The organism is Caulobacter sp. GW821-FHT09B08 (assembly GCF_059418225.1).
On the sequence record NZ_JBWKPL010000007.1, the window covers coordinates 190,675 to 203,940 of the forward strand.

A 13,266-nucleotide genomic window follows, 5' to 3' on the forward strand; every position below is an offset into this window, starting at 1 on the left:
CCCGGGCAACTCCCTAACGGCCCCGCCGCACGGGCTTTTCAAGGCCCTCCCGCACGCCGTCGCACGCGCCCTCGCGCACGAGTCTTATAGAGACGGAAAAGACTCTGGTTTCAGGTGAAACTTAAGTCGTGACCGAATAGACGTGGTTACCGATCAGTAAAGATCAACTTTCTTACGGTGACTCAGGATATTTTAACTCGCCTATGAAAAAAAGCTCAGGCGTCCAGACGGCGCGACCGTCCAAAGGGCGAGACAACACTACTAGGAGCAGCGGGATGAAATATCCGATCGCTATTGCCGCGGGAATCGCTGGCAGCTTTTTCGTCGCTCAGGCCGCTTCGGCCGCCGGCGGCTTCGAAGACCAAATGGGCCGCTGCCTGCAGCAGTTCGCCAACACCCGCGACGCCGCTCAAGTGATGCTGGAATGCACCGCTGACGCCGGCAAGCTCACGGAATGCAAGGTCGTGGACAACAGCGCCGCGGGCAAGGGTTTCGACAAGGCCGCCATGTGCATCGCTGAAAAGCTGCCGATGGGCGCCAAGACCGGCACCGTGAAGGTTCCGTTCCGCTTCCCGGGCGGCGCGTAAGACTTAAAAGCTTCCCCGGGCTTTCACCGGGGGATCTTAATACGCCTCCGCTGGCTCCGTCGGGGCATCCTTACAGGGGATGCCCCGGCTAGAGCCGGCGGGGGCGTTTTGCGTTTCGGGCCTATTCGCGCTATTTGCGGCCCCGCCGCGAAAAACGACCGCCCCATCTGGGCCGTCGCGCACAAGCCGCCTCACGAGGCCGGCCAGCGTCTCCCAAGCCATCCCCGGCCACAGGTCCGGGACACTCGGAGCGCTATCCCATGCCAAATCCCATCGTCATCGTCGGCGCCGGTCTCGGCGGCCTGATGCTCGCCCGCATCCTGCACCTGCACGGCGTGCCGGCCACGATCCTCGAGGCCGAGGCCTCGGCGGACGCCCGCGCCCAGGGCGGCCTGCTCGACATCCACGCCCATAACGGCCAGCCGGCTCTGAAGGCGGCCGGGCTGTTCGACGCCTTCCTGAATCTCGTCCGGCCCGCCGAGGACGCCAAGCGCATAGTCGACAAGGACGGCGTGGTGCTTTTCGACCACCCCGGCGGCCACGGCGCCGAGCGGCCCGAGGTCGACCGGGGCGAACTGCGCAATCTGCTGATCTCGTCCCTGCCCGCTGGAACCATCGCCTGGGGCCGCAAGGTCGCCTCGGTCGCGGCGCTGGGCGGCGGACGCCACCAGGTGATCTTCGCCGACGGTTCGACCGCGACCACCGACCTGCTGGTCGGGGCGGACGGCGCTTGGTCGCGGGTGCGCCCCCTGCTGTCGGACGCCCGGCCCGCCTATACCGGCACGACCTTCGTCGAGACCGTGCTCTTCGACGGCGACAGGCGTCACCCGGCCAGCGCCCGGGCCATCGGCAGCGGCACCCTGATGGCCGTCGCCCCGGGCCAGGGGATCCTCGCCCACCGCCACGCCGACGGCACGCTCCACACCTATGCGGCTCTCAACAGGCCCGAGACCTGGTTCGACCTTTCCGATCCGCGCGCGGGCCTGGCGCGGATCGCCCGGGAGTTCGACCGCTGGGCCCCGCCCCTCACCGCCCTGGTCTCGCAGAGCGACACCGATCCGGTGCTGCGGCCGATCCATGCCCTGCCCGTGGACCACCGCTGGGACCGGATCCCGGGCGTGACCCTGCTGGGCGACGCCGCCCACCTGATGTCGCCCTTCGCCGGCGAAGGCGCGAATCTGGCCCTGTACGACGGCGCACGGCTGGCCCAGGCCATCCTCGCCTCGCGGGGCGACCTGGAAGCCGCCCTCGCCGCCTACGAAGCCGACCTCTTCCCCCGCAGCGCCCGCGTCGCCGCCGAGACGGCCCGGAACCTGGACCGCTTCTTCGACGACACCGCGCCCTACGGGGTGGTGGAGCTGTTCGGGGGACATGCTCTCACGGCAGAGCGCTAACGGGTTCGCAGGGCGATCGATGTGAGTGCGTGTCCCCAAAGTCGTCCGCTGAGGCGCCGTGACCGAAGGTGGGGACACGCACTCACCCCATGGCCGTAGATCAGCCCACTGCACTGCCGTGAGAGCATGTCCCCCGAGTCTCCAACGCAAAACGCGCCCGCCTTGGGGCGGACGCGTTCGCGAAATCGGCGGTGTGGTCGGAGCTAGAACTCTTGCCAGCCCTCGTCCACCGCCACGGCCGTGTTGCCGGAAGCGCGGCGCAGGGGGGCCGAGGAGCCCGGGCGCGACATCTGGGGACGCGGCGCCGGCGGCGCGGCGGACGGGCGGCCGACCGAGACGGCCGGCGCCAGCGGCGGGGCCGAACGGCCCGAGCCCGACAGGGTGAAGCCGCCCAGCAGGCGCCCCAGCTCCGCCGACTGGCCCTTCAGCGAATGGGTGGCGGCCGTGGTCTGCTCGACCATGGCGGCGTTCTGCTGGGTGACCTGGTCCATCTGGTTCACGGCGATATTGACCTGGTGCAGGCCGGTCGACTGCTCCTGGGCCGACGAGGCGATGCCCGTGACCAGGTCGTCGATCTCGGCCACCTTGCCGACGATGCCGCGCAGGGCCTCGCCGGTCTGGCCCACCAGGCTGACGCCGGCCTCGACCTGGCGGGTCGAGGTCGAGATCAGGTTCTCGATCTCCTTGCCGGCCTCGGCCGAACGCTGGGCGAGAGCCCGCACCTCTTGGGCGACCACCGCGAAGCCCTTGCCGGCGTCACCGGCCCGGGCGGCCTCGACCCCGGCGTTCAGGGCCAGGAGGTTGGTCTGGAAGGCGATCTCGTCGATCACGCCCAGGATCTTGCCGATCTCGCGCGACGAGGTCTCGATCTGGCCCATGGCGGCGACGGCGTCGGCGACCACGGCGCCCGACTTCTCGGCGTCGGTCTTGGCCTCGGCGATCACCGACGAAGCCTGCTTGGCGCCATTGGCCGTGGTGCGCACGGTGGCGGTGATCTGGTCGAGGGCGGCGGCGGTCTGCTCCAGCGAAGCGGCCTGCTGCTCGGTGCGGCGCGACAGGTCGTCGGCGGCCAGGCCGATCTCGTCGGCGCCCAGGCGGATGCCCTCGGTGGCGCCGGCCACCTGGCCCATGGCCTCTTCCAGCATGCGCAGGGCGTTGTTGAAGTCCGACTGCAGGGCCTTGAAGTCCTGGGCCACGTCGCCGTTCAGGCGGGCGGTCAGGTCGCCGCGCGCCACGCGGGCCAGCGCCTCGCCCAGGGCGGCAACGATGGCGCCCTGGCTGGCGGCGTCGCGCTTGCGTTGCTCTTCCAGCGCCGCGCGCTCGGCCTCGATGGCGTCCAAATAGGTGGAGATGGCGATGTCCATGTCCAGCAGCAGGGCCTTGGTCAGGGCCGAGACGGCCGCGCCGGCGCTCTCGCCGCCGTCGCCCTTGCCGAACATGCCCTTGGGCCACTGGTCCTTGACCACCGCGCGCATCAGCTTGTCGGCGATCAGGGCGTAGCCGCCGATGTACCACTGCGGCTCCAGGCCGATGCGGGCGTGGACCTGGCCGACCGTGCGGACCGCCGTGCCGTAGTCGTCGCCGAACTCGGCCTTGACGATGTTGCGCCAGTGGCCCTGCTGGCGGGCGCTGGCGGCGTTGATCTGGCGGTCGTCGCTGAAAAAGGCCCGCGTCTTCGCATTGGCGCGGACCTTGCCGTAGAAGCTGTCCAGAGCGCCCGCGATCTCGCGGTCGATCACCGGCGCCACCGAACGCAACGCCTTGCGGGCGTCGTGGTCCATCTCCATGAAGGCCAGGCGTTCGTTAAGCGACGGATCACGGCTCATGACGGATTCCCTTACAGAGTAGGGGTCTCTATCGAGCCGACATGGTTAACAGATTGAGTAAGGTCGGGCGCGATCCGCGCGACAAAGCGCCACGTAGGGGCAGAAGAAGCCCTCTCCCAGAGGGAGAGGGAGGGGCCCGCCGCGAAGCGGTGGGAGGGTGAGGGGTTAGGGACGTTTGACGGCGTGCCGGCGCTCCGTCTGACGCCGTAACCCCTCACCCCGGCCCTCTCCCTCTGGGAGAGGGAGAAGCAAGCCCTACCCGCCCCGCTTCAGCGTCTCCCGCGCGATGACCAGCTGTTGGATCTGGCTCGTCCCCTCGTAGATCCGGAAGATCCGCACGTCGCGGTACAGGCGCTCGATGCCGTAGTCGGAGACGTACCCCGCCCCGCCGAAGATCTGCACCGCGCGGTCGGCCACCCGGCCCACCATCTCCGAGCCGAACAGCTTGGCGGCCGCCGCCTCCAGGGTGACGTTGTCGCCGGCGTCGCGCTTGCGGGCCGTTTCAAGAACAAGAGCCCGGGCCGCCAGGGCCTCGGTCTTGCTGTCGGCGATCATCGCCTGGATCAGCTGGAAGCTGGCGATGGGCTGGCCGAACTGCTTGCGCTCGCTGGCATAGGCCACGCAGTCGGCGAGCAATCGCTCGGCCACGCCCACGCAGACCCCGGCGATGTGCAGCCGGCCCCGGTCCAGCACCTGCATGGCCACCTTGAAGCCCTCGCCCTCCTCGCCCAGGCGGTTCCAGGCCGGCACGCGGACATTGTCGAAGGTGACGTCGTGGATGTGGGCGCCCTGCTGGCCCATCTTCTTCTCGGGCTTGGACACCTCCAGCCCCGGCAGGTCGCGCGGCACCAGGAAAGCCGAGACGCCCGAGCCGCCCTTGGCGTCCGGGTTGGTGCGGGCCATCACGGTGAACAGCGAGGCCTTGCCGGCGTTGGTGATGAACCGCTTGCCCCCGTTCAGCACATAGTCGTCGCCGTCGCGGGTGGCGCGGGTCTGGACGGCGGCGCTGTCGGAGCCGGCCTCCGGCTCGGTCAGGGCGAAGCTGGTGACGATCTCGCCCGAGGCGATGCCGGGCAGCCACTTGGCCTTCTGGTCGTCGGTGCCGTACATCACCAGCCCCTGGCTGCCGATGCCGACATTGGTGCCGAACACCGAGCGGAAGGCCGGCGAGGCGCGGCCCAGCTCGATGCCGACCAGGCACTCTTCTTCCATGTTCAGGCCCAGGCCCCCGAACTCTTCCGGGATCGACAGGCCGAACAGGCCCAGGCCCTTCATCTCCTCGATGACCTCGGCGGGCACCGCGTCGTCCTCGGCGACCTTGGCCTCGATCGGCCGCAGCCGCTCGGCGACGAACCGGCGGACCGTGTCGATCAGCTGCTCGCGGGTCTCGAGGTCCAGGGCCATGGCGTTCCTTCCGCTTCAAACGTTTGTTTTGAGGCAGACTGTAGCGATGGCGTGGGGGAATGGAAGAGCGGTTGGCGGAGGCGCGCTTCCCTCCCCTTTATGGGGAGGGGGGACCAGCGAAGCTGGTGGGTGGGGCCTCCGGCGCCCATGGCTTGAGTCAGCAAGCCCCACCCGACCCCTTCGGGGCCACCCTCCCCACAAGGGGGAGGGAAATCTGGATTAGGCCCGCGCCAGCAGGCTCTTCCTCATGCCGTAGGCCACATAGACCACCGCCCCGATCAGGTGCGCGTACAGGAAATAGAGCTGGGTCTTCTGCGGCAGGCTGTAGAACAGATAGAGGCACCCCAGGATCGCCCCCGGCGCCACCACCTGCCACAGCGGGGTGGAGAACAGGCGCGGACGGTTGGGCTCGCGACGGCGCAGGATGATCACCGCCGCGCCTACGGCGATGAAGGCCCACAGGGTGCCGGCGTTGGCGAGTTCGGCGATGTCCTTCAGCGACAGCAGGCCCGACAGCACCGCCGACAGGACGCCGGTCAGCAGGGTCATCAGCACGGGCGTGCCGGTCTTGGGGTTCACGCGCGACAGGGCCTGGGGCAGCAGGCCGTCGCGAGCCATGACGAAGAAGATGCGGCTCTGGCCGTACATGAAGGCCAGGATCACGGTGGGCAGGGCGATCACGGCGGCCAGGGCCACCAGCGAGGCCATCTTCGGATGCCGCAGGGTCTCCAGGATGAAGACCAGCGGGGCCTCGCTCCTGGAGAACACCTCGGCCCGCGAGGCGCCGATGGCGACGGCGGCCACCACCATGTAGATCAGGGTGCAGGCCAGCATCGAGCCGACGATGCCGATGGTCAGGTCGCGCTTGGGGTTCTTGGTCTCCTCGGCGGCGGTCGACACCGCGTCGAAGCCGTAGAAGGCGAAGAAGATCAGGCTGGCCGCCGCCATCACCCCCACCTTCACCCCGTCGGGACCCGGCGTCGCGGCGAAACCCTGCGGCATGAACGGGGTGAAGTGGCCGGCGTCGAAGGCCGGCAGGCACAGGGCCACGAACACGACCAGGGCGGCGATCTTGATCACCACCAGCACCATGTTGACCGTGGCGCTCTCCTTGGTGCCCAGGGCCAGCAGGCCCGCCACGGCCATCGAGATGATCACGGCCGGCAGGTTGATCAGGCCGCGCGTGCCGTCGGCCAGCACCACGTGGGGTCCGGCCAGCAGGAACTCGGGAAAGCCGGCCATGCGGAAGAGACCCGCCGCGTGGGCCGACCAGCCCACCGCCACGGCGGCGCAGACCAGGGTGTATTCCAGGATCAGGCTCCAGCCCACGAACCAGGCGAACGGCTCGCCGGCCGCCACATAGGTGTAGGTGTAGGCGCTGCCCGAGGCCGGGATCATGGTCGACAGCTCGGCGTAGCACAGCGCCGCGCAGGCGCAGACCGCGCCGGCGATCAGGAACGACAGCATCACGCCCGGCCCGGCCAGACCCGCCCCGACGCCGGTCAGGGTGTAGATGCCCGTGCCGACGATGGCCCCCACGCCCAGGGCGATCAGGTGATACCAGCTCAGGGTCTTCTTCAGGGCGTGCGCGCCCTCGCCGCCGGCGGTGTCGATGGCCTTGCGGCGCGTCCAGATGGTCACGTGTCTTCTCCCGACTCTTGGGGCGGACCTTGGGGCAGCGGAGGGACGTAGCCAAGGGGGAGATTATCCTCCGCCGACGACGTTTCCTGACAAGTCCGTGCAGCCAGCGTCGCTGCTCGCTCATGAAACGTCCTTCTCCCCTTGCGGGAGAAGGTGGCCTGCGTAGCAGGTCGGATGAGGGGTCGATAAACAGGACCGCCGCAACAGACGAAACGACCGGACGCGGCTTTGACGTCTGAGAGACCCCTCATCCGTCAGCTTCGCTGACACCTTCTCCCGCAAGGGGAGAAGGAGAGCTGAAACCTCAGATCACCGCGTCGAACGCCGCCCAGTTGGGGATCTCGACGCCCGCCTTCTTTCCCCGGTTGGCGATGCGCGTGTAGAGCGCCTTCACGCAGCGGCTGCCGGTGGTCTCGAACAGGAACGGGAAGATGCCGTGAACGAAGCAGGCGAGCCCCCCCAGCAGCATGGGGCCGGCGAAGCTCCAGGCCACGCCCATGTGCTCCACATAGGTCTCGTCGACGGTGCGCGGGTGGCGGGTGAAGGCGTCGAGCATGGCGGTCCCCCTGGAGATGATCGTTCCAGGATCGCCGCGTTCGGCGAGAATGACATGGTCGAAATCGCGGCCTCATGGCATTCAGGGAGAATTCCATTCTCCACACAGGCCCTCTCAGAGAATGATCCCGCTGGACCAGATCGACCGCCGCCTGCTGGCTCTCCTGCAGCAGGACGCCACCACCCCCATCGCCGAGCTGGCCGAGCGGGTGGGGCTGTCCCAGACCCCGTGCTGGAAGCGGATCAAGCGGCTGCAGGACGCGGGCGTGATCACCGCCCGCGTGGCCCTGATCGACCGCGAGGCCCTGGACCTGTCGCTGACCGTGTTCGTGGCCGTGAAGACCGGCCGCCACGACGAAGCGTGGCTGGAGCAGTTCGCGGCCGGCGCCAAGGCCCTGCCCGAGGTGGTGGAGTTCTACCGGATGAGCGGCGACGTCGACTATCTGCTGAAGGTGGTGGTCCGCGACATCGCCGCCTACGACCGCTTCTACAAGCGCCTGATCGCCACCGCCCCGCTCAACGACGTGTCGTCCAGCTTCGCCATGGAGCAGATCAAGTTCACGACGGCGCTGCCGATTACGTAGCGAAGTTATCCACAGGGCTAACCTCCCTTCCCCCTTGATGGGGGAAGGGTCGGGGATGGGGGTGATCCGCTGAGCCGGCGACAGCGTGGCGTCAACCGCCGCATCACCCCCACCCCTGCCCCTCCCCCATCGAGGGGGAGGGGTTAGTCACGTCTATCCCCGCTCCCGCCGAGACAGACTTCAGTCGATTCAACTTCTTGCGGGAAAACGCACGTTTCTTATCAGCGGCCTCCGAAACGGCCGCACACTCTTGGCATGACCCAAGCCCTCGCCCTCCCCGCCCTCACCCCTGCCTCCCGCTGGAGCCAGGCCCTGCAAACCAAGCTCATGGCCGCCATCGACGCGCTCTGGGCGATCCTGGAGCACAGCCTCGATCCCGCCGAGATCAAGCAGGTCCGCGACCGGGCCAAAGCCATCGGCGAACTAGCCGCCATGGCCCGCAAGGTGGCGCAGGTCGTGCCCCCACCGCGTCCGGCCAAGGCCAGCGCGCAAGACGGGGACACACACGCGCGGCAAGACCTCGCCGAACCTGTCGAAGACCTCGAAGCGCGTGTGTGTCCCCCACTTCGGCCGCAAGCTGCCCAGGCCGAGCACGCCCGCCGGGCGCTGGAGAAGCTGAAGGGCGGCCGGCGCGGACGGCTCTGAGGCCTCGTCCCGCCCTCATGGATCTGGGGTCGAAATATCCGAGATCAAGAATTGGCGGCCGGGCTTTTATGCGCAGTCTGGGAAGCCCTCGATCACGCCTGAAGGGCCACCCCGATGACCGCCGCCGCCACGCCATTCGCCCAGACGTTCTTCCACGGGACCAAGGCCGACCTGAAGGGCCACGACCTGATCGTTCCCGGCCACGCCTCCAACTTCGGCCGCCGCCAAGCCGCCGCCTTCGTCTATGCGGCCGCCACCCTGGACGCGGCCGTCTGGGGCGCCGAGCTGGCCGCGGGCGAGGGGCCGGGCCGCATCTATCTGGTCGAGGCCACGGGCCCGCTGGAGGACGATCCCAACCTGACCGACCAGAAGTTCCCCGGCAATCCAACCCGCTCGTACCGCACGCGCGAGCCGCTGCGCATCCTGGGCGAGGTCACCGGCTGGCGGGGCCACGCGCCCGAGCAGATCCAGGCGATGCGCGACGGTCTCGCCGACCTGGCGCGGCGCGGGGTCGAGGCGATCGAGGACTGAAAGTTTCAAACGGGCAAGCTCAACCGGGGTGCGCCCATACGCCTCATAAGCCTCAGCTTCCGATTTCGCTAAGTTATTAGCGGTAACATGTCGGAGCATCATGTTCTCGGTCCTGAATTGCATCGCCGCCGACCATGACCTCCGTCTGGTCCTCCTGGCCGCCCTGGCCTGCGCCGGGGCGTGCGTCGGCGCGTTCGGCTGCCATGCGCGGGCCCTGCGGGCGACCGACAGCAGCGTCCAGTGGCTGTGGATCGGCCTGACCGGCGTGGTGGCCGGGGCGGGCGTCTGGGCCACCCACTTCATCGCCATGCTGGCCTATGAGCCCAGCCTGCCCATCGCCTACGAGCCGGCGGTGACCACCGTCTCGCTACTGATGGCGGTGCTGGGCATGTGCGCCGGCTTCGCCCTGCCCGTGGCCTTCGCCAACCGCCGGGGCGCGATCGCCGGCGGCGTGGTCACGGGCCTGACCATCGGGGCCATGCACTTCACCGGCATCGCCGCCATCCGCACCCAGGCCCATGTGGAGTGGAACCAGGCCTATGTGCTCGCCTCTCTGCTGATCGGCATGGTCGGCGCCTCGGCGGCCTTCCTGGCGCGACTGCACATTCCCGGACACCGGGGCCGGCTGGTGGCCAAGGCCTTCCTGCTGCTGGCCATCGTGGGCCTGCACTTCACGGCCATGACGGCGGTGACCCTGGTCCCCGACCCGGCCGCTCCCCTGCCCGCCGAGCTCCTGAGCCGCGACGCCATGGCCGCCGCCACCGTGGTGCTGGCCCTGCTGGTGCTGGCCACCGCCGGCGCCCTGGTGGGGATGGAGCGGCTGGGCCGGCAGTCGACCCTCAGCGGCCTGCGCCGGGCGCTGGACGCGGTCTCCTCGGGCCTGGCCTTCTACGACGCCGAGGGGCGCTTGCTGTCCTGGAACCGGGGCTATGCGGCCCTGGCCGGCGAGGCGGGCCTCACGCTTCAGCGCGGCATGGCCCGCGACGCCATGTCCGACGCGGTCTTCGCGGCCGGCTGGCGAGGCCAGGCGCCCGACGGCGTGCTGGACGAGGGCGACGATCCGGCCCTGCGCCTGCGCGGCCACGACGTCGACATCCGCCTGCCCGACGGCCGCTGGCTGCATCACGACCTGTTCGACACCGCCGACGGCGGCCACGTCTCGGTGGTGGCCGACATCACCGCCCGCCAGGAGACCGCCCGGGCCCTGGCCGAGGCCCGCGACAGCGCCCTGGCCGCCAGCCAGGCCAAGAGCCGCTTCCTGGCCAATATCAGCCACGAGATCCGCACCCCGCTGAACGGGGTGCTGGGCATCGCCGAGGCCCTGGCCCTGACCGAGCTTTCGCCCCGCCAGCGCGACATGCTGGGGGTGATCCGCTCCTCCGGCGAGCTGCTGGACGGGCTGATGGGCGACCTGCTGGACCTGGCTCGCGCCGAGGCCGGGGCCGTGGAGCTGCGCCCCGAGGCCGTCGACCTGGCGGGCCTGGTCCACGCCGCCCACGACCTGTTCGCCGCCCGCGCCGACCAGAAGGGCCTTGCCTTCCGCGTCGAGATTGCCCCGGACCTGGGCGCGGCCCTGTGCGACCCGCTGCGCCTGCGCCAGGTGCTGGGCAATCTGGTCAGCAACGCGGTGAAGTTCACCGACGCGGGCGAGGTCACGATCCTGGCCGACCGGGCGGGCCAGCGGGTGACGTTCTCGGTGCGCGACACCGGCGAGGGCTTCGACGAGGCGACCAAGGCCGTGCTGTTCGGCCGCTTCCAGCAGGCCGACAACAGCTCCACCCGCCGCCACGGCGGCGCGGGCCTGGGCCTGGCGATCTGCCGCGAGCTGGTGACCCTGATGGGCGGGACGCTGGACTGCGTCAGCACGCCGGGCGCGGGCTCGACCTTCACCCTGGATCTGGACCTGCCCGCCCTGGCGACGGCGCCCTCCGAGGCCCTGGCCGACGACGCCGAGGTCGCGCGCCCGGAGCGTCCGTTCCGGGTGCTGGTGGTCGACGACAACGCGGTCAACCGCCGGGTCCTGGGCCTGATCCTCGACGCCGCCGGCCTGGAGCACGCCGAGGCCGAGGACGGCTCGGAGGGGGTGGAGGCCGCCGTGGCCGGCGAGTTCGACGCCATCCTCATGGACATCCAGATGCCGGTCATGGACGGGCTGGAGGCCATCCGCCGCATCCGCGCCTGGGAAGACGGCCAGGGCCGCGCCCGCACCCCGATCTACATCGTCACCGCCAACGGCCCCCAGGGCGAGGCGGGCGCGTCCGTCGGCGCCGACGGTTTGCTGCACAAGCCGGTGTCCCCGGCCCAGCTGCTGGGCGCGCTGGGGCCGCATCTGGGGGCCTGGGCGGCTTAGTCTTCGCCTTTCCCTCCCCCTCGTGGGGAGGGTGGCCCTGGCAACGCCAGGTTCGGGTGGGGGCTGCTGAGTCAGCCCAAACCTCCCAACATCCCGGCGAAGGCCGGGACCCAAGCGGCTTGGGACGATCCTGGCTCCGCGCGACGCCATCGACTCGGCTTGGGTCCCGGCCTTCGCCGGGATGTTGGGATAGGGGATGAACGCCCTGCCCCGTCATCCCTCCGCCCGCAGCGGCGAGGCCTCGCCTTAGACCCTTGGAGCGAGCCTGCTCTGGCGTCTGGCCGTGTCAAGGACCGGCCGCCGGCCGGCCGCGCCGCGGTGGCCCCTGCGGGGCCATCCTTGACACGGCCAGACGCCAGAGCTCCGATCCGCCAAGGGTTTAAGGTGAGGCCCCATCCGGGGCGGACGAGGCTTTGACTGCCCATGACCGGCCGATGCTGCGGAACGATGCATGCGATGACGCTGACGCGGGAGGACCTGCGGGCGGATCCCGACCTGTCCGAAGGCATGGACCTGTCGGCATGGACTCCGATGGTCGAATGGAGCGAAGACCTCGGGACCTTCGTCATCGGCCATGTCGCCATCCGCCACTGCCCGTGGTGCGGCGCGGCGCTGCCCGACGGGAGCCAGGAGGCGCTGGCTCGCCTGCGCGGATCGGGCGTCTGCCTGGACTTCGCCGCGCCGAACGGCCTCGAAGCGTCGGTCGACGGCGTGCCCGTCGATCCCGACAAACTGCTGGCGGAACTGCGCGAACTGACGAAGGACCAAGACTAGGCGGCGGGTCGTTTCAATCCGGCCTCGCGCGATGGCCCGCGCAGGCCATCCTTGACACGGTTGGACGCCAGAGCTCCGATCCACCAAGGATTGAAGGTGCGGTCCATCCGCGTGAGTGGATAAAGATTTGAATCCAGCTTCTCTACGGGACCAAAAGTCGTGAAGAACTTCAAGTCGTCGCCTCGAGTTTGCTTTAAACCCGATACTCAAGTCAGATTTGAACGATTTGGAAGAGGAGATCTTATAAAATCTCTTAATCGTCGTCATGCTGAACTGATTAAACGTCGCCAATACTTCGTCGAATACGGCGATTCGGAATTGATCACAGAATCAAAAAGATCGATATTGAATGTTAATGTTCTACAACAAGTTCATCTACACAGAACAGAAAGATTACTCTTTTCAGCAGGATCGATGATATCTGAAGAAAATATGTACGGACTCACCCTGTTAATTCGCGGACACATCGAATCAACCGCCGCTCTAGGCTTCCTATGCGACCGGATTCAATCTTTCACAAATGGAAATATACCATTTGAGAAAATAATATTTGACATTTCTTATACTTTAATGGGGGCAAAGCACTCCCTCTTTAAAGAAATGCCCGATCCTGTGAATGTTTTGACAGCGATCGAAAAGGCAGATCGTTACTATGAACGTAAGTTTAAACTCGACAAAAAAGGCATGCTCACCGACTGCTACGCCTGGCTGAGTGACTTTGCACACCCCAATTTCCTTTCAGGAGACTCTGCGCTCCACCTAAATCAGGATCTTCACCGCTTTGAGTTTCGACACAACCAAAGACTAGGACAGGAGGAATTAGAACACCTCGCCTACCTGGATATAAGCGCCGAACTCTTTACTATATTTTTCGATGACCTTGGAGAGATGGCACCCAAAGCATTTTTTGAAGAAACTACTACACCTTAGCAAGCCGCAACACGCGAAGGTGTCATGAGGCGCCCTCGCTCGCAC

At 68.0% G+C, this 13,266-nt stretch carries 12 protein-coding genes and 1 pseudogene; 8 read left to right on the forward strand and 5 right to left on the reverse strand.

From position 1 onward, the window contains the following. Nucleotides 1-275: 275 nt before the first annotated feature. The gene (locus AC07OA_RS19635; RefSeq protein ID WP_012284370.1) at nt 276-587 is read left to right on the forward strand and encodes an energy transducer TonB; all 312 of its coding nucleotides are present in this window, start codon (nt 276-278) and stop codon (nt 585-587) included. A 260-nt stretch (nt 588-847) separates the two neighbouring features. After that, nucleotides 848-1,981: an FAD-dependent oxidoreductase gene (locus AC07OA_RS19640; RefSeq protein ID WP_494665500.1), complete on the forward strand. Its 1,134-nt coding sequence runs from the start codon at nt 848-850 to the stop codon at nt 1,979-1,981. Between the two features lie 203 nt (nt 1,982-2,184). Here the strand turns inward: AC07OA_RS19640 and AC07OA_RS19645 are convergent, their stop codons facing one another. The 5 genes and pseudogenes from AC07OA_RS19645 to AC07OA_RS19665 all read right to left on the reverse strand — a co-directional run bounded on the left by AC07OA_RS19645 (nt 2,185) and on the right by AC07OA_RS19665 (nt 7,408). Then, a complete protein-coding gene (locus AC07OA_RS19645; RefSeq protein WP_494665501.1) occupies nt 2,185-3,807 on the reverse strand; it encodes a globin-coupled sensor protein in 1,623 nt (540 codons plus the stop codon). Nucleotides 3,808-3,910: 103 nt separating this feature from the next. Further along, nucleotides 3,911-4,025, reverse strand: a pseudogene (locus AC07OA_RS19650) (hypothetical protein); the annotation flags it as partial. Nucleotides 4,026-4,062: 37 nt separating this feature from the next. Next, a complete protein-coding gene (locus AC07OA_RS19655; RefSeq protein WP_494665502.1) occupies nt 4,063-5,211 on the reverse strand; it encodes an acyl-CoA dehydrogenase family protein in 1,149 nt (382 codons plus the stop codon). Between the two features lie 219 nt (nt 5,212-5,430). After that, nucleotides 5,431-6,852, reverse strand: coding sequence for an amino acid permease (locus tag AC07OA_RS19660; RefSeq protein ID WP_494665503.1), 1,422 nt, complete (start codon nt 6,850-6,852; stop codon nt 5,431-5,433). Between the two features lie 304 nt (nt 6,853-7,156). Further along, nucleotides 7,157-7,408, reverse strand: coding sequence for a DUF6356 family protein (locus AC07OA_RS19665; RefSeq protein WP_494665504.1), 252 nt, complete (start codon nt 7,406-7,408; stop codon nt 7,157-7,159). 121 nt (nt 7,409-7,529) lie between these two features. Here AC07OA_RS19665 and AC07OA_RS19670 point away from each other — a divergent pair, with 121 nt between their 5' ends. The 6 genes from AC07OA_RS19670 to AC07OA_RS19695 all read left to right on the forward strand — a co-directional run bounded on the left by AC07OA_RS19670 (nt 7,530) and on the right by AC07OA_RS19695 (nt 13,221). Beyond that, nucleotides 7,530-7,991: an Lrp/AsnC family transcriptional regulator gene (locus AC07OA_RS19670; RefSeq protein ID WP_494665505.1), complete on the forward strand. Its 462-nt coding sequence runs from the start codon at nt 7,530-7,532 to the stop codon at nt 7,989-7,991. A gap of 255 nt (nt 7,992-8,246) precedes the next feature. Beyond that, nucleotides 8,247-8,636: a hypothetical protein gene (locus AC07OA_RS19675; protein ID WP_494665506.1), complete on the forward strand. Its 390-nt coding sequence runs from the start codon at nt 8,247-8,249 to the stop codon at nt 8,634-8,636. Between the two features lie 114 nt (nt 8,637-8,750). Then, on the forward strand, nt 8,751-9,167 hold the full coding sequence (arr, locus tag AC07OA_RS19680; protein WP_494665507.1) for an NAD(+)--rifampin ADP-ribosyltransferase: 417 nt from the start codon (nt 8,751-8,753) through the stop codon (nt 9,165-9,167). Nucleotides 9,168-9,267: 100 nt separating this feature from the next. After that, entirely contained in the window at nt 9,268-11,517 is a 2,250-nt protein-coding gene (locus AC07OA_RS19685) for an ATP-binding protein (protein ID WP_494665508.1), read from the forward strand. A 456-nt stretch (nt 11,518-11,973) separates the two neighbouring features. Further along, the gene (locus AC07OA_RS19690; protein WP_494665509.1) at nt 11,974-12,291 is read left to right on the forward strand and encodes a hypothetical protein; all 318 of its coding nucleotides are present in this window, start codon (nt 11,974-11,976) and stop codon (nt 12,289-12,291) included. 159 nt (nt 12,292-12,450) lie between these two features. Further along, nucleotides 12,451-13,221, forward strand: a complete 771-nt coding sequence (locus AC07OA_RS19695; RefSeq protein ID WP_494665510.1) for a hypothetical protein — start codon at nt 12,451-12,453, stop codon at nt 13,219-13,221. Nucleotides 13,222-13,266 lie beyond the last annotated feature (45 nt).